General features: G+C 39.8%; 15 protein-coding genes. 10 read left to right on the forward strand and 5 right to left on the reverse strand.

Going from position 1 to position 17,956, the window contains the following annotated elements; genetic code table 11:
- Positions 1-15 precede the first annotated feature (15 nt).
- Positions 16-1,209 carry a glycine C-acetyltransferase gene (locus CFK37_RS07375; protein ID WP_089061252.1) on the forward strand — a complete coding sequence of 398 codons (1,194 nt, stop codon included), beginning with the start codon at positions 16-18 and terminating at the stop codon, positions 1,207-1,209.
- A gap of 107 nt (positions 1,210-1,316) precedes the next feature.
- On the forward strand, positions 1,317-2,267 hold the full coding sequence (locus CFK37_RS07380; RefSeq protein WP_089061253.1) for an L-threonine 3-dehydrogenase: 951 nt from the start codon (positions 1,317-1,319) through the stop codon (positions 2,265-2,267).
- A gap of 224 nt (positions 2,268-2,491) precedes the next feature.
- On the opposite strand, the gene CFK37_RS07385 is transcribed toward CFK37_RS07380, so the two are convergent.
- Entirely contained in the window at positions 2,492-4,114 is a 1,623-nt protein-coding gene (locus CFK37_RS07385) for an ABC-F family ATP-binding cassette domain-containing protein (protein ID WP_089061254.1), read from the reverse strand.
- Between the two features lie 332 nt (positions 4,115-4,446).
- Between CFK37_RS07385 and CFK37_RS07390 the strand changes: the two genes are divergently transcribed.
- Both CFK37_RS07390 and CFK37_RS07395 read left to right on the forward strand, forming a co-directional pair.
- Entirely contained in the window at positions 4,447-5,067 is a 621-nt protein-coding gene (locus CFK37_RS07390) for a hypothetical protein (RefSeq protein ID WP_089061255.1), read from the forward strand.
- A 48-nt stretch (positions 5,068-5,115) separates the two neighbouring features.
- Positions 5,116-6,108 (forward strand): helix-turn-helix transcriptional regulator, encoded by a 993-nt coding sequence (locus CFK37_RS07395; protein WP_089061256.1) that lies wholly within the window; start codon positions 5,116-5,118, stop codon positions 6,106-6,108.
- Positions 6,109-6,357: 249 nt separating this feature from the next.
- Here CFK37_RS07395 and CFK37_RS07400 read toward each other — a convergent pair whose 3' ends face one another.
- The 3 genes from CFK37_RS07400 to rarD form a co-directional block, all read right to left on the reverse strand.
- Positions 6,358-6,993, reverse strand: a complete 636-nt coding sequence (locus CFK37_RS07400; protein ID WP_089061257.1) for a YpmS family protein — start codon at positions 6,991-6,993, stop codon at positions 6,358-6,360.
- Positions 6,994-7,020: 27 nt separating this feature from the next.
- The gene (locus CFK37_RS07405; protein ID WP_425445366.1) at positions 7,021-7,929 is read right to left on the reverse strand and encodes an SGNH/GDSL hydrolase family protein; all 909 of its coding nucleotides are present in this window, start codon (positions 7,927-7,929) and stop codon (positions 7,021-7,023) included.
- Positions 7,930-8,114: 185 nt separating this feature from the next.
- On the reverse strand, positions 8,115-9,044 hold the full coding sequence (gene rarD, locus CFK37_RS07410; protein ID WP_089061258.1) for an EamA family transporter RarD: 930 nt from the start codon (positions 9,042-9,044) through the stop codon (positions 8,115-8,117).
- A gap of 910 nt (positions 9,045-9,954) precedes the next feature.
- On the opposite strand from rarD, the gene megL reads away from it, so the two are divergent.
- Positions 9,955-11,136 carry a methionine gamma-lyase gene (gene megL, locus CFK37_RS07415; RefSeq protein WP_089061259.1) on the forward strand — a complete coding sequence of 394 codons (1,182 nt, stop codon included), beginning with the start codon at positions 9,955-9,957 and terminating at the stop codon, positions 11,134-11,136.
- Here megL and CFK37_RS07420 read toward each other — a convergent pair whose 3' ends face one another.
- Entirely contained in the window at positions 11,137-11,697 is a 561-nt protein-coding gene (locus CFK37_RS07420; RefSeq protein WP_089061260.1) for a Rossmann-fold NAD(P)-binding domain-containing protein, read from the reverse strand.
- A gap of 110 nt (positions 11,698-11,807) precedes the next feature.
- Between CFK37_RS07420 and cls the strand changes: the two genes are divergently transcribed.
- The 5 genes from cls to hutP all read left to right on the forward strand — a co-directional run bounded on the left by cls (position 11,808) and on the right by hutP (position 17,862).
- Entirely contained in the window at positions 11,808-13,250 is a 1,443-nt protein-coding gene (gene cls, locus CFK37_RS07425; RefSeq protein ID WP_089063567.1) for a cardiolipin synthase, read from the forward strand.
- A 37-nt stretch (positions 13,251-13,287) separates the two neighbouring features.
- Positions 13,288-13,803: an acyl-CoA thioesterase gene (locus tag CFK37_RS07430; protein WP_089061261.1), complete on the forward strand. Its 516-nt coding sequence runs from the start codon at positions 13,288-13,290 to the stop codon at positions 13,801-13,803.
- A 195-nt stretch (positions 13,804-13,998) separates the two neighbouring features.
- Complete coding sequence (locus tag CFK37_RS07435) at positions 13,999-15,426, forward strand: alanine/glycine:cation symporter family protein (RefSeq protein ID WP_089061262.1); 1,428 nt, start codon at positions 13,999-14,001, stop codon at positions 15,424-15,426.
- Between the two features lie 500 nt (positions 15,427-15,926).
- Positions 15,927-17,351 carry a Na+/H+ antiporter NhaC gene (gene nhaC, locus CFK37_RS07440; RefSeq protein ID WP_089061263.1) on the forward strand — a complete coding sequence of 475 codons (1,425 nt, stop codon included), beginning with the start codon at positions 15,927-15,929 and terminating at the stop codon, positions 17,349-17,351.
- A gap of 70 nt (positions 17,352-17,421) precedes the next feature.
- Positions 17,422-17,862, forward strand: coding sequence for a histidine utilization transcription antiterminator HutP (gene hutP / locus CFK37_RS07445; RefSeq protein WP_089061264.1), 441 nt, complete (start codon positions 17,422-17,424; stop codon positions 17,860-17,862).
- Positions 17,863-17,956 lie beyond the last annotated feature (94 nt).

Consider the following 17,956-nt stretch of genomic DNA (forward strand, 5'->3'; position numbering starts at 1 on the left):
GAAGGAGGAATTTACATGACTAGTAAGGCATTGGATTCATTTTTAAACGAAAATATTGCTGATTTGAAAGAGAAAGGTCTTTACAACGATATCGAACCAGTACAGGGACCGAATGGACCGGTTATAAAAATAGATGGAAAAGAGTTAATAAATTTATCTTCCAATAACTACCTGGGACTAGCAACTGATGAACGTTTAAAAAAGGTTGCAAAAGAAGCAGTTGAATCACATGGCGTTGGTGCTGGAGCGGTACGTACAATTAATGGTACATTGGATGTCCATGTAGAGCTTGAGAAAAAACTTGCTGAATTCAAAGATACAGAAGCAGCAATTGCGTACCAATCAGGATTTAATTGTAATATGGCGGCTATTTCAGCTGTAATGGATAAAAATGATGCGATTCTTTCAGATGAGCTAAACCATGCATCTATTATCGATGGATGCCGTTTATCAAAAGCGAAGATTATCCGGGTAAATCACTCTGACATGGATGATTTGCGGAAGAAAGCAAAAGAAGCCGTTGAATCCGGAAATTACAACAAAGTTATGGTTATCACTGATGGCGTATTTTCAATGGATGGGGACGTTGCGTTACTGCCGGAAATTGTAGACATTGCAGAGGAATTCGATTTGATTACCTATGTAGATGATGCCCATGGATCTGGTGTAATGGGTAAAGGCGCCGGAACTGTTAAACATTTTGGCCTGCAGGATCGAATTGATTTTCAAATGGGTACATTATCGAAGGCAATTGGTGTTGTTGGCGGTTATGTTGCAGGAAAAGATAATCTGATCGACTGGCTTAAAGTTCGTTCCCGTCCATTTTTATTCTCAACAGCTGTTACTCCGGCAGATGCGGTTGCAAGTACAAAAGCTATTGAATTGCTTATGGAAAGCACGGACTTAAATGAGAAGCTTTGGGAAAATAGTGAGTACTTAAAAGAGGGATTAAAGAAACTTGGATTTGATATAGGGAATAGTGAAACACCAATTACACCATGTGTAATCGGAGATGAGTTAGCTACCCAGAAGTTTAGTAAAAAGTTGTACGAAGAAGGCGTTTATGCAAAATCCATCGTATTTCCAACTGTGCCAAAAGGTACTGGACGTGTTCGTAATATGCCTAGTGCAGCACATACCAAGGAAATGCTTGATGAAGCATTGGCCATCTATGAAAAGGTTGGAAAAGAACTGGGCATCATTTCGTAATAGCAAACTTATTGTCAAGCTGCAGTGTCCAGCGACTAGTGGATCAATCGGGCCCATACACCGCTGCACAGACGCTTTTGCTTATCTATTTTTGGAGGTAAAAAGGAATGAAGAAGATTTTGGTAACAGGGGCTTTAGGGCAAATTGGCTCTGAGCTTGTCACGAAATTGCGTGAAACATATGGAAAAGATAATGTAATTGGCACGGATATTAAAAAAAGGGAAGATCATAATGATGCAGATGGACCTTTTGAAATTGTGGATGTAACTGATTATGACCGATTATTTGAAGTATCCAAAGAATATGAAGTAGATACAATCATGCATTTAGCAGCATTACTTTCTGCCAAAGCAGAAGCAATACCTAAGAAAGCATGGGACTTAAATATGGGTGGACTAGTGAACGCGTTAGAGGTTGCCCGCGAACTTGATTTGCAGTTTTTTACACCAAGTTCCATCGGGGCATTTGGTCCTAACACACCAAAAGATGATACCCCGCAGGATACAATTCAGCGCCCGACAACAATGTATGGCGTGAATAAGGTAGCTGGAGAATTGCTATGTGATTACTACTTTGCCCGTTTTGGCGTAGATACGCGCGGTGTTCGCTTTCCTGGACTAATATCCTATGTTACACCGCCGGGCGGAGGAACAACAGATTATTCAGTTGAAATTTATTACGAGGCAGTAAAAAATAAAGCATATATATCCTATATTGGTGAAGGTACATTCATGGATATGATGTACATGCCAGATGCTCTAAATGCAATTATTCAATTAATGGAGGCAGATGGAAGCAAGCTTGTGCATCGTAATGCATTTAATATCTCAGCAATATCAGCAGAACCGGAAGATTTTGCAAAAGCAATTCAAAAGTATATTCCGGAGTTTAAGCTTGATTATGATGTAGATCCCGTCCGTCAAGAGATCGCTGAAAGCTGGCCAAACCGAATTGACAGTTCTGCAGCTACTGAAGAATGGGGCTTTAAGGCAGAATATGACCTGGATAAAATGACCAAAGACATGCTTGCACAGGTAGAAGCAAAGTTTCAAAAGTGATGGGAGAGTGCCTCGGAGCACTCTGCTTTTTGCAAGGTTTTGATAGGGGCGAGATTTGCAGTCGGGTTTTTCTGGCCGATAAATTGATAGAACGGCGGATAAAATCAAAATATGGCCGATAAATTATGAGAACGGCAGATAAAATCAAAATATGGCTGATATCCCTCTACCAAGACCAAACAAAAAGTGCCGCAAAGGAATAAAATCCTTTGCGGCACTTTCATTTAACTTGCATACATTGCTGCGATATCTTTCTGCAATTCCTTATCCTGTACATATTCATCATATGTCATTTCTTTATCCACAATTCCTTTAGGCGTCAGTTCGATTAAGCGGTTCGATACACTCTGAACAAACTGATGGTCATGTGAGGTGAATAAAATAGAACCCTTGAACTTAATCAAGCCGTTATTAAGGGCGGTGATTGATTCCAAATCCAAATGGTTTGTTGGTTCATCCAATACTAACACATTGGCATTACTAAGCATCATTTTTGCCAGCATACAACGAACCTTTTCTCCACCTGAAAGCACATTTGCTTTTTTTAGTGCTTCTTCACCAGAAAACAACATTCTACCCAAGAATCCGCGCAGGAATGTTTCCGTCTGATCTTCGGGCGAGTATTGTCGTAACCAGTCGACTAATGGGAGATGATTATCCTCAAAGTATTCCGCATTATCCTTTGGAAAATAGGATTGAGATGTCGTTACACCCCATTTATAGGTTCCGGCATCTGGTTCCATTTCACCCATAATAATTTTAAACAATGTTGTTTTTGCGATATCATCGCGGCCAACGAATGCAATTTTATCATCTTTATTCACGGTAAAATTCACATTGTCCAATACTTTTTTATCACCAATTGTTTTGGTTATACCCTCAACACGTAATAAGTCATTGCCAATTTCGCGGCCAGGAGTAAAGCCAACGTATGGGTAGCGACGGGATGAAGGTTTTATATCCTCAAGTGTGATATTATCAAGCAGCTTCTTACGGGATGTTGCCTGCTTGGATTTCGATGCGTTCGCACTGAATCGCGCCACGAAGGCTTGCAGTTCCTTAATCTTTTCTTCTTTTTTCTTATTTTCTTCTTGGGCCATTTGTAAAGCAAGCTGGCTGGACTCGTACCAGAAGTCATAGTTTCCAATATAAATTTGGATTTTACCATAATCGACATCCGCAATATGGGTACATACCTTATTAAGGAAGTGCCGGTCATGCGAGACAACAATTACAGTATTTTCAAAGTTAATCAGAAAGTCTTCCAGCCACTGAATAGCTTGGATATCAAGGCCGTTTGTTGGCTCATCCAGCAAAAGAATATCAGGATTACCAAACAATGCTTGAGCAAGTAGAACTTTCACCTTTTGATCACCAGTCAGATCAGCCATTTTATTGGTATGGAACTTATCATCAATGCCAAGCCCCTTTAGTAAAACAGCTGCATCAGATTCTGCTTCCCAACCATTCATTTCAGCAAATTCACCTTCTAGTTCAGCGGCACGCATGCCATCAACTTCAGAAAAATCCGGCTTCATGTATATGGCGTCCTTTTCCTGTTTCACCTTATACAATCTTTCATGGCCGATCAGAACTGTATCCAACACTTCTTTGTCCTCATAGGCAAAATGATCCTGTTTTAAAACTGCCATTCTTTCACCAGAAGAAAGTGATACATTGCCGCTTTGTGGTTCAACCTCACCGGAAAGTACTTTTAAAAAGGTTGATTTCCCCGCGCCATTTGCACCAATTAATCCGTAACAGTTACCTGGTGTGAATTTCAAATTTACATCCTCAAATAACTTTTTATCACCAAAACGTAAGCTTACATTTGAAACATTTATCATGTGTTTATTTCCTCCATTAATAAAACGGGGGCATATCGCAAATATTAAAAGCGAAGGCCTCGTATTTCTATATGATAAGCACCTGAAATTTTCGTATAATTAAAATGCATCAACGCTAGATTACGGCATTTATCCCAATTAGTCAATCGTAAGTATTTTTTTATGGAAAAAAGTAGAAAGTTACTTGTTGATGTCATATAGTGAAGTAACAACAAAAATTTTAAAAAGATTCTCTTTATTTTAAAAAAGACTATATTTTTTTTCGTAAATGTGTAACAATTAATCAACACTACAATGTGTGAAAAGCATACCGTCATACGGAGGGGAATGCCATGGGGGGAAGAACATTATACTTTCTCTTTACCGACACCGGAACTTATTTATCACGTGCAATCAACTATTGTACAAAGGAAGACCTAAACCATGTATCCATTTCATTTGACGATGAGTTACGGGAGGTCTATAGTTTCGGCAGGAAAAATCCGAGGAACCCTTTTGTGGGGGGATTCGTAAAAGAAAATATTCATAGCGATTTTTTAAAAAATGCATCATGCGCTGTTTATGCCTACCATTTATCCGATGCAGAATATGAAAAGATAAAAACGAAAATAAAAGAAATAGAACTGCAGGCTGGCAATTATAAATATAACTTTTTGGGGCTATTTGGGGTCATGCTGCAAGTTGAAATAAATCGCGAACACGCAATGTTTTGCTCTCAATTTGTTGCGACCGTTCTACGGGAAGTGGAAAGATTCAAGCTTCCGAAGCCAAACTGTTTTACAACACCCGCGGACATCAGAGGATTATCCGGACTACAGTTAATTTATCAAGGAAAGCTTTGTGATTACAGAAAAAATGTTGTTGAACCGCTATTAATCAGTGGCGGTCCGGTACTAGCAAAGCAATCCTTTACGTTTTTATTATCCAAGGTAAAGCGATTCGTAATTCGGTAGGGAGCCATATATGTGTATGGCTCCTTTTTAATAGGGGGATTGAACAAAATGGAACGAGGAAGTAATTATCGGTTGTTAAAGATTAAGGAGATACTATTTACTGATACAGATGATTTTAATGAGGTTGGTATTGATGAACTTAGTGAAAAACTGCGTGGCATAACAGGTGACCCAATGACGGTCGATTATCGGACCATTAAACGTGATTTAGAAATATTGGACGAGCTTGATTTTGAAATTGTAAGGAACAAGGGGAAGTTTGGCAAGATTTATTATAGCCACCAGGCAAGACTTTTTGAAACCTACCAATTACGGCTGATGGTTGATGCTATTCTGTCGGCTCGCTTTATTACTACAAATGAAAAGAAAAAGCTAATTAATAAAATGAAACAGCTGACAAGTAAACATATTGGAAAAACATTACCTGAACCAATTATGTTCGGGTTGACTAAGAACATGGACTATGAATTAGTGAAGCTAAACATTGATTGCGTTCACCGTGCAATTTCTGAAGGAAAGGCTTTAACTTATAAATATGGCAAATACAATGTTGAAAAAGAATTTGAGTTCCACCGGGATGGAGACAGGTATTATGTGGAACCATATGCATTGATTTGGCAAAATGATTTTTATTATTTGATTGGTTACTTTGCGGGAACACAGGAAATCCGCCATTATCGACTGGACCGGATACGTGAAATTGAAATAAGTGAACAGACCTTTGTGAAAAATAACGACTTCCATCTTCAGGAGTACATAAACCAGAGCTTTCACATGTTTGCCGGAGAAGAAATTTGGATAAAAGTACAATTTCATGCCGACCTGGTCAATGTTGTTTTGGATCGCTTTGGTAAAGAAGCTGATATCAAAAAAATTGATGGTGACCACTTTGTACTTACCACAAAAGCAAAGTTATCAAGTGGGCTAATTAATTGGATCTTAACCTGGGGGAACCAGGCAAAAGTACTATCCCCGGATTATTTGGTTGATCAGGTTAAAGAAAAAATTAAACAAATGCAGGAGGTATACGCGGAGCAATAATATTAAAAGCGTAGGTGCTGCCTGTTTAGCACTTGGAGCACTTCTCAAAGGGATAATGCTCTAAGTTGATACTAATTGCGACGTAAGAGCAACGTGATTCCCACGGAAAGCGCAGTGTTTTTCTGCAGCGGCCGCCGGGGCGCCAAACATGATTTTTAGTTACGCTGCGGTTTATGGATTTTGTGACAAAAGCAACAAAAAAGGTCATCAAAAAGGCTGCCCCAAATTTTAAATTGGGGCAGGCTGAAATTAATAGTTATTCGGTTTTATTCCTAATGTCTCGTATGGTACATGGATTTTAAAGGCTAGATTGTTAGCTTCCAGGTCGAAATGTTCAATGCTCACTCTGAAATTACTGCGGATATCCATATTGGTAACGGCAACATAGATTTCTTCCTTTTTTGGATTGACAGTAACCCACTCAGGCATTGGTAAGTACTTTTTCATATACTCCATGATTTTTTGATTTGGCAGCTCCAACAAGCCAACTGAAATAGACTTCTGTTTCAAAATAACATCGCCATTTTCCTGTACAAATGGTTCAAAGTGAACGGATAAAGGAATAGTTGTTGAAAATACCGGAAGTTCTCCCAACAAATGAACATCATCTTTGAATTCGATACTATAATGTTGACTTGAGTTATCAAGCAATTTATCGAGATAGGCATTAACAAGGTCATTTAAATTCTGCTTCGTTGTCCGGACAATAAACTGCGAGCTTTTCTGTTCATCAACCTTGTCCCCAGGCGATGTGGTTGAACTTGAGACAGGCCAAAATATTAAAAGAAAAATACCTAATACAATAACAATATTAATTGTGAGCAAGATATAAAAAAGCTTTTTCCAATATGACCTTTTCTGTATCTGTTTATCTGTTCTTTTCATAGCTGCCCACCTTTCTTTTCCATTTTACTAGGCGCTTTCTTCATTATCATGTAAATATTCTAATACCCGTTTTGCAATACGGTGGTAGCCACGATAGTTCGGATGGAAATTATCCTGCCAGAATAGGTCTACATCCCGGTCATCAAATAGATCGATAGTTGGGATATAAGTGGCATTATCATATTTTTCCGTGACCTTTTTGCCCGTTTCATTCCAGTTTCGAACTATTATTCCAAGTTCTTTTATTTTTGGGAAATACCTGCCAAACGGATTATAGAACCCTAATAAATAAACGTCTGTATGCGGATTTAAGGAATAAATTTTTTCAAAGATTTTACTTAGACGATCTTCGTAATCAACGCGTTCCCTTTGAAAGTCTTCAAAAGTTATATTTGTGATATTTTCCTTGAGCACCTGCATAATATCGTTTGCTCCAATTGTAATCAATACAACATCAGCCTCTGAAATAGAGGTAGCCACCTTTGGGTCTTCTAAATATTTTAAAAGCTGATCGGAGCGACGGCCTCGCTTACCATAATTCTCAAACTTTACAACAGTTTCATCGGTTGAATTTAAGGCGTCCTCCAGCATGCCCACATATCCACCATTACCGGTTTCATCACCGACACCTTGCGTTAAGGAATCACCAATCGCAACAACACGTGCTTCCTTATTTGAGAAAAAGTCAATTGTCTCCCGAACAGCGCCCGTTACCAAGTCTTTCACTTTTCCGGCTACATTATCCGCTGTTTTTTCTTCTTTTTCTTCAACTGGGTCCTTTTTGTCTTTTTCTGGACTGGGCTTTTCTTTTTTATTTTCAATTTCCGCCTTATCTATTGCTTTATCAATGGGGGAGTTGATGTTTGTTATAACCAAGATGATGACTAACCCTATCAACGTTATTCCTATTGAAATAAGAGCTGTTTTTCTCTTCAAGATGATCACACCTACAAATAATATATTTTCTCATTGATGGGAGTGTGCGAATCCCCCTTAGATATATACCCTATTTTTAGTAAAACTATCAAATAGGCGGGCCGTTTATTGAATGTAAAATTAAACCATCCCTTAACTAAATATATTCGTATTCACCTTCTAAGATGTGTCCCGGCTTAAGCATTTTATTTCTGATTCATTTGTACGTCTTGAATCAATCGTTTTCGCTTAGACGGCCTGCGGTAGGAGGAGCCCATGTAGATTATCAGGGCAACCCAAATTAATGAAAAGGACACAAGGTGTGAAAGTGAGAAAGTCTCATGGTACAGGAATACACCTAAAATCAGCATGATGGTTGGTGCAATATATTGTAAAAACCCTACCATCGATAATGGGATCTTTTTGGCGCCGCTAGCAAATAATAATAAAGGAATTGCGGTTGCGATGCCAGCCCCAATTAATAGTAAATTGGTACCGGATAACATGTCGTTATGAACAAAGGTGTTGTCCGTGAAAACAGGTACATAAATAAGTGCTAATGGTGTCACAATCATTGTTTCAATAGCTAAACCGAACATGACGCTGATATCGACCATTTTTTTCAACAGGCCATAGAGTCCGAAACTGAACGCAAGTGAGAGGGCAACCCACGGGAACACGCCATAGCTGAAAGTTAAATAGATTACAGCGGCGCCCGCTAAAATAAAGGAAAGCAATTGTCGTCTGGTTAACGATTCATTTAACACAATAATACCTAATAAAATACTGACTAGCGGGTTAATATAATACCCGAGACTTGCCTGAATGACGTGGCCGCTGTTTACAGCCCAAATGTAGGTCAGCCAATTCAAACTTATCGTAATGGATGCAAGTGAAATGCCGATAAGTTTTCGTTTATCCTTGATAATTACTTTGCACTCGTGCATGAAGGCACGCCACTTCCTTGACAGGAGAACAACCGCGACCATAAACAAAAATGACCAAATAATCCGATGTGCCAGGATTTCTCCTGCTGGTACCTCCTGGATAAGTTTCCAGTATATTGGCAGGAATCCCCATAACAAATATGAACTGGCTGTATAAATTATTCCGATTTTCTCATCACTTTGTTCCATATTTACTCACTTCCAATCTATCCATCTATAAAAATAAAGGCTGTTTTCTACAAGATTGCTGTTCTTGAACAAAATCTATAAATTGCGACGTAACTAAAAGTCATGTTTCCTGCGACCAATGCTTAAAAAACACTGCGCTTTCATGGCCTCTCCGAGCTTACGCTGAGGGCACTAAAAAAGTATAGTTAATACACAAATATGTGGATCTATCATCGCATCTTGAATATACATCGCTTTCCGCGGGCGAGTGACGAGCCTCCTTGCCCCGGCAAGGGGTAGCCGACGTTGCCCGCAAAGGGCGGTTTTAGTCGGGCCTCATTAACTGCCGTCCTCCGGGGTCTCGCCGATCTCTCACTTCCCGCAGGAGTCTCCGTATATTCAAGATGCTACGTATAGGTGAAAAGTTAAATTTTAAAATCCACCACCTTTTCAGTGCCCTTTTTATGCTTCCGGGGTTTCACCTATGCCTAATCGACTACTACTCGCAATTACAATTATTAAAGAATGAAGAAATCGATGTTATGGCATAATAGGTAGCGCTCAACCCTAGCGGAGGAAAAACACGAAGACTCCTGTGGGAGCAGAAGCCTAGATGAGACCCCGGAGAGCGTAAGCTCGAGGAGGCTCATTAGCTGCCCACGGAAAGCGCAGTGTTTTTCCGTAGCGGTAGCTGGACCACTAAATCAGATTTTTAGTTACGTCGTAGTTTATATCAACTATGGTGGTATTAACAACATATTATGCGAAAACAGCCAAATAAAATAAAGTAAGATAAGTTTAGAGTTTTTCCAAGCAAAAAGCAATTAACGCGCACTATATAATAATGAAGGGAAACGCTTTCAAAACAATATCGAATCGTATATGATAGTAGTAGATACAAAGAAACAATTTCATTTATGGGGGAGAAAAAATGAGTACATCAAAACGTTTTGAGACGACTGTCATTCATGAGGGATACGATGCTAAAGATATGTTAGGCAGCTTGTCCACACCATTATTTCAAACTTCCACTTTCACCTTTGACTCAGCGGAACAAGGAGAAAAAAGATTCGCTGGAGAAGAGGACGGCTATATTTATTCAAGGCTGGGAAATCCAACAGTCAGGGTATTGGAAGAACGAATAGCAAAACTTGAACAAGGGGAACGCGGGCTTGCATTCGCTTCAGGCATGGCTGCAGTTTCAGCGGTTTTAATCGCACTCACAAAGGCAAATGATCATATTATCTGTTCATCTGGCTTATACGGATGCACATTTGGACTGCTAACAATGATGAAGGAAAAATATAATATTTCACATGACTTTTCAAGCATGGACTCAGCAGAAACGATCAAGGAATTAATTCGTCCGGAAACCACCTGCATTTATGTTGAAACACCAATCAATCCGACGATGAAGTTAATCGATTTGCAAATGGTGGCAGCTGTTGCTAAGGAATATGATATTCCAGTTGTGGTGGATAACACATTCTCCTCACCATACTTGCAGCGTCCGCTTGAACTTGGCTGTGATGTAGTTCTTCATAGTGCAACGAAATATATTGGCGGACATGGTGATGTAGTAGCTGGGTTGGTTGTCGGGAAGAAGGAATTTTTGGACTCGGTTGCTATGACAACACAAAAGGATATCGGCGGCATCATTTCACCGTTTGATGCATGGTTATTACTTCGTGGTTTAAAAACATTGCCAGTTCGGCTGGATCGCCATTCAGACAATGCCGAGGAAATTTTCCTGAAACTGAAAGCTCACCCAAAGATTGCGCACGTTTACTATCCAAGCGATGAAAATCATCCAGACTACCCAATTTATGAAAAACAAATGAAGCGGGGCGGGGGCGTTATAGCCTTTACAGTTGACGGAACAAAGGAAGATGCGCAAGCACTGTTAAATAAGCTGTCCTTTTTAAAAATCGCGGTAAGCCTGGGTGATGCGGAAACATTAATTGAGCATCCAGCAACCATGACACATTCGGTTATTCCAGAAGCTGAACGGATCCAAATGGGGATTACGGATCAATTGATTCGTATTTCAATTGGTCTGGAAGCTGCAGAAGACATTTGGTCGGATTTAGAACAGGCACTTAACCAGCTTTGATTAACGGGGACGTTGATCCCAAGGGTCAATTGTTCCAACAATTGTTTGCTGTTGATCAGACTTAATTGCGTGCAGGACACCGCCTGAAATCTCGGGATCTGTTAACCAGCGCGAGGACCTGCCATTTAAGATAAACCCTAAATAAACACGTCTGTACTGGCAATTATCAGGTACTGGCGTGTTTTCTTTTGCAAAATATCGGGAGCTGCTTTGCACATGAAACAACTTCCACTTTGTTTCAATAGCTAATTTTTGGATTTCGTTAAACAGGGTATGAAGTGCTTGCGGTGCTGTACCGTGGATCCAGCTAATGACCAGGTCTGGGGCTCCGTATGCAAGAAAAGCGGATTGCAATTTTTCCCTGAACAGGCTACTATCATGATAATCCACTATTATCGAATTTATTTTATCTGGACTTGGGTTTGCATATTTTAATTGCTGATGGCGAATAGTACTACGACCGACAACTGATACATAAGAATAATCATTAACGAGTGAATGGCATACGTGCTGAAGCATTCCTGTCCCGCCAATTACCAATGCATGTGTCGCTTTTTCCATCAAAATCACCCCCTATATAGTCCATACTAACGTGTTTAATTAAATTATGCTATATTATGGATGGAAAGGGTAATATAGTTTTTGGAAAGGAGTAGACTGCCTTGGGAATAATGGAATTAATGCCTTACTTTCTAGCGTTTATTATTATATCTAACATAGGGCTCGCACTCACCATCATTTTTCTTGAACGGAAGGATGCCACATCTACCTGGGCATGGTTAATGGTTTTACTATTTATTCCAATTGCAGGATTCTTCCTTTACTTGGTCTTTGGTAAGAAAATCAGCAACAAACGAATTTTCACGTGGGAGACGAAAAGTAAGCTTGGTGTTAAACGAGCGGTTCAATCACAACTTCGTGCGTTAGAGGAAAATACCTTTGTTTTTAAGCATCATGGGTTAAGCAAATATAAAGACCTGTATTATATGCATTTACGTAATGACGATGCGATTTTTACACAAGATAACAAGGTAGATATTTATACGGATGGGAAAGAAAAATTTAAGGCCTTACTGCATGATCTGCAGAAAGCAACTGATCATATTCACATGCTTTATTACATCATCCGCTATGACCAACTGGGAAAGCAGATTGCTGACGTTTTGGTGAAAAAGGCAAATGAAGGTGTTGAGGTTCGTGTTTTATATGATGACATGGGATCACGGACATTAAGGAGAAAGTTCATTAAAAGAATTCGGCACGCCGGGGGAAAGGTCGAGGCCTTTTTTCCACCGAAGATACCTAAAATCAATATGAAAATTAATTATCGAAACCATAGAAAAATTACTGTCATTGACGGCAGAATTGGCTATATAGGCGGGTTCAATGTTGGTGATGAGTACTTAGGTAATAACAAGAAATTTGGTTACTGGCGTGACACCCATCTGCGAGTGCTTGGAAGTGCTGTTGAACATATGCAAACGCGATTTATTCTTGATTGGAATCAAGCATCCCGCCATGATATTTTGTACAATGAACGTTATTATAATGCTTCCCCGGCGGGCGACGTTGGCATGCAAATTGTAACAAGTGGCCCGGACTCGGAATGGCAGCAAATTAAGAATGGTTATATCAAGATGATTTTATCAGCCAAAGAGTATGTTTATATGCAGACTCCATACTTTATCCCTGATGAAAGTCTTGCTGATGCACTGCGAATTGCCTGTCTATCAGGAATTGACGTAAAGATTATGATTCCAAATAAACCTGATCATCCATTTGTCTATTGGGCAACACTATCCTATATAGGTGACTTGCTTAAAGCTGGTGCAGAGGTGTATATTTATCAGAATGGCTTTCTTCATTCCAAAACCATTATAGTCGATGGCAAGATTGCTTCAGTTGGAACAGCGAATATTGATGTAAGAAGTTTTCGGCTGAACTTTGAAGGGAATGCATTTTTATATGATCGCGTTGTTGCGGGTAAACTAGTAGATAGTTATATGCAGGATATCAGCATGTCCACGCAAATGACACGGAAGCTATACGAAAAACGGTCGTTTGGAATCAGGTTTAAAGAATCCATCTCAAGACTGCTATCACCAATATTATAAAAATGAAACTTCACGGATTCTATTAGGAGGAATAATTATGGAAACAAAATCATGCCGCAAATCATTGGCGGTAAAAACATCACACGTACTACCGCCGGATACTAACACGCATGGTACATTATTCGGTGGAAAACTTATGGCACATATCGATGACGTTGCAGCAATCGCAGCAGCTCGTCATGCCAGAAAAACCGTTGTTACAGCATCAACTGATTCGGTGGATTTTCTCGCGCCAGTAAAAGAAGGGGATACCATTTGTGTTGAAGCGTTTGTAACCTGGACACACAATACGTCAATGGAAGTCTTTGTCAAAGCAGTGACCGAGAACCTAGTTTCCGGTGTGCGAAAAGTATGCACCACGGCATTCTTGACGTTTGTTGCGGTTGACGAAAATGGACACCCCATCCCCGTACCGTCAGTAGTTCCGGAAACAGAATTTGAAAAACAGCTTCATAATCACGCACCAATACGTGCAAAACACCGGAAAGAGCGCCGTGCAAACTCCAAAGAACTAGCATCAACATTCGGAACCAGCTTTCCCTGGGACCGTTAATATATCTAAACGCTGGCCGTTTCTTTAGGGAGACGGCTTTCGCTTTTTTTATTAAATTATGTATCTTAATGTAGTTTATGATAAAATGATAAAGTGCTTTTTTTATGAGGAAAAAAGGCAGATTATTCACGACATAAAAAGGGTAAATAAAGTGAAAGCGCTATAGAGTTTGAAATTAATGGAGGGGAAACATACATGAGTTTCATCGAGAATATTGTTGGGGAAATCAATGGCGTTTTATGGGACTATTTGTTAATTATTGTTCTTATTGGTCTTGGCCTTTGGTTTACTGTGAAAACTAAGTTTGTTCAGTTCAGGTATCTGCCTGAAATGTTTCGTGTTTTATTTGATAAGCGGACAATGAGTGCGGAAGGGAAGAAAGGTACTTCGTCATTTCAGGCGTTTGCCATCAGCGCAGCATCACGTGTCGGTACTGGGAACCTTGCCGGAGTTGCATCAGCTATCGCGATTGGTGGTCCAGGGGCAATTTTCTGGATGTGGCTTATTGCATTGCTGGGTTCAGCAACGGCATTTGTCGAAAGTACGCTTGCTCAGGTTTATAAGATACCAGAAAAAAATCAATATCGTGGCGGCCCGGCCTATTATATGGAAAAAGGGCTGAAGAAGCGCTGGCTTGGCATTCTTTTTGCAATCACGATTACGTTTACGTATGGACTCGTATTTAATTCGGTGCAATCAAATACAATCAGTCTAGCTTTTTCTAATGAATTTGATTTCAGTAAAAACATAATGGCAGTTATTCTTGTTATTCTGACAGCTATGGTTATTTTCGGTGGATTGAAATCAATCGCGAATGTAACGCAGTACATAGTTCCGATTATGGCTATTTTGTATATTATTCTTGCTGTTTATGTTTTAATAGCAAACATTTCAGCTGTTCCTGATTTACTCTCATTAATTTTTGCAAATGCCTTTGGTATTCGTGAAGTAGCTGGTGGTGGATTCGGTGCAGCAATCTCCATGGGGATTAAACGTGGATTATTCTCGAACGAAGCTGGTATGGGTAGTGCTCCGAACGCGGCTGCTACTGCAGAGGTATCACATCCAGCGAAGCAGGGTTTAATCCAGTCTTTAGGTGTATTTTTTGATACCATCCTGATTTGTAGTGCAACTGGTTTTATCATTGTTTCAGCCGGGGGTTATGAAGGAAGTGGACTTGATGGTATTCAACTGACGCAGAATGCATTCCAGTTCCATATAGGTGATTGGGCATCCATCTTTATTGCCGTAGCAATTTTCCTATTTGCTTACAGTTCTATCCTAGGGAACTATTATTACGGTGAAAATAACATCGGTTATATTAAAAACAGCAAGGTCGGTCTATTCATTTATCGTTTAGCAGTGCTTGCAATGGTTATCTTTGGTGCAATTGCGTCTTTCGACCTTGTCTGGGCACTAGCCGACTTATCAATGGCAATCATGGCGTTAATTAACCTATACGCGATTACCAAGCTGTTTAAGATTGCTAACCGTGTATTAAAGGACTATCAACGGCAGCGAAAAGAAGGAAAAGATCCAGTATTTTATCGCGATGTCCTGGATAATCAGGATGGGATAGAATTCTGGGGACGTGAAGAAACAAAGCACGAGACGAATAAATAAAATATAAGCAAAATAAGGCTGTCTGTCCTGTTAAGGGGGTGGGCAGCCCTTTTTAAGGTAAGAATGCAGGACTGGTTTTCGATCAACATCACCGCTTTGACCCGTAATTCCTGCAAAAACTGTTGACAGCTAACGTGCAATCGCTTACAATACATTTAAAGTATTTTGAAGATTCAGTTGCAGTTACCAAAGATTAATAGTTAACAGACCTTAGTATGGTAACGTTTGAATATTCATCGTTTGCATTGATTTACTTTAATAAAAGAATCATTAAGGCTCAGAGAATCGAGTGAATAGGGAGTCGTCTAGCACAACACGTCTGTGCTAAACGACTTCTTTTGTTTTTTGCAATAATCCTGGGGAGGTGAATTTTCACTTCAAGTCCGTTACAATTTTAGCATGGTAAAGTAATAAATTCTTATCAGTGTGGTTCACTAAAGATATTGATAATGATTGCGACTGGGCAATCTTAAAAAATATAAGGATAAGGTGGGGGAAATATGGAGAAGTCGGGAAAAAATATCTCATTAGGGTTAGCTTTAATACCCTTTTTAGTAATGATTGTAGCAATGACATTTGTCATTATTGTTTTTGAGGGCAGCCCACATATCCCAATATTGCTTGGAGCAGTGGTTGCCGCATTTATTGCCTGGACTAGTGGATATTCCTGGGGCGAATTGGAGAAATTCATTTACCAGGGGATAACCAAAGTTCTTCCAGCTGTCGTTATTTTAATTATGGTAGGGTTGATTATCAGTGCCTGGATAGGTGGTGGAATTGTTACCACAATGATTTATTATGGTCTCGAAATCATTTCGCCATCCTATTTTCTAGCAGCTATTTTAATTATTTGTGCAATCGTAACCCTGATGATGGGGAGTTCATGGTCGACAATTGGAACAGTAGGGGTTGCAGGCATGGGTATTGGTATCAGTATGGGGATTCCTCCGGCCATGATAGCGGGCGCTATTGTTTCAGGAGCGTTCTTTGGGGATAAAATGTCGCCACTTTCAGATACGACTATTCTTGCATCTGGAATTGCTGGTGCAAAGCTGTCGGAGCACATTAAACACATGCTTTATACAACGGTTCCAGCATTCATTATCGCCCTGATTGTCTATTTTATTATTGGCATGAAGTTTGCTGATAATTCAATCAACAGGGAGAGTATTGATGCTGTGATGAATGGTTTGCAGGATAATTTTCTGATTTCACCGTGGTTATTGCTTATTCCGCTCGCTGTCCTTCTTTTGGTTTTTAAAAAGGTTCCAGCGTTACCAGCATTGACAACCGGTATTATCCTTGGGTTCTTAGCCGATATTTTTTTCCAGGGAGGAAGTATTGGAGAAGCGGTAAATGCACTGCAGGGTGGATATTCGATTGACTCTGGAAATGAAACGGTCGACAGTCTGTTAAATCAAGGTGGACTGGAATCGATGATGTACACGGTGTCACTGGCAATGGTGGCGATGATATTCGGCGGTATCATGGAGAGTACAGGAATGTTGACGGTTATTGTGGAACAGGTTTTAAAAATAGCACGAACAGGCAGAAGCCTATGTGCAACAACAGTTGTATCATCATTTTTGACAAACGTGATTACTGCTGAACAATATATTTCCATTATCATTCCAGGTAGAATGTATGCAAATGCGTACGAAGATAAGAACCTGCACCCAAAGAACCTGTCACGTGCTCTTGAAGATGGTGGAACAATCACATCCGCGTTAGTGCCATGGAGTACGGATGCCGTGTTTGTATTTACTACGCTTGGTGTTAGTGCCTGGGCCTATGCACCATATGCGGTATTAAATTATTGTGTACCCGTTATATCCATCATTTTTTCGTTAGTCGGATTTTCTGTTATATACACAAATAAAAGGAAGAAAGAGGGCGTAAACGAACAAGAAGAAAACGTACAATGACAAATTGACAATTTTTCAAAAGAATACTAAAATTAAAGTAGTTATTAGCTGCTAGGAAAGAGTGAATTTGATGCCGCTTGATAGTAATCATTTAATCGGTAAAGAAGCTTTATTGCTTTTATTGCATAAAGAAGATCAATTACCTGAAAAGTTAAGACAACTAGACTGGAAGTATTGCAAAGGTAAGGTCGGATCAATGGACGGGCAAAAGGTTGTGGCGGCAGTTGAGACAGCTGCTAAGAATCAAGGAATTATCAAATCCAGCCTGTACCGCGAAACGCATGCACTGTACCATGCAATCTTAGAGGCTATGAGTGGGGTAACACGTGGAAATAATCAAATCGGAACATTACTTCGAACGGTTGGTTTACAATTTGCGATTGTTCGGGGCAATCCTTATAAAGATAAGGAAGAGGGCGAATGGATAGCTGTTGCTCTTTATGGGACGATTGGCGCTCCGGTCAAAGGACTGGAACATGAAGCTATCGGACTTGGAATCAATCACATATAACGTAAGACTCAGAGTAATTAGTTGATAGGGGGTCGTGTGGCACAGGTATGTGCTATACGGCCCCTTTGTGTATTTAATGAGATAACTTGGAGGT

Source organism: Virgibacillus phasianinus (assembly GCF_002216775.1).
In the GTDB taxonomy this organism is placed as follows: Bacteria; Bacillota; Bacilli; order Bacillales; family Amphibacillaceae; genus Virgibacillus_F; species Virgibacillus_F phasianinus.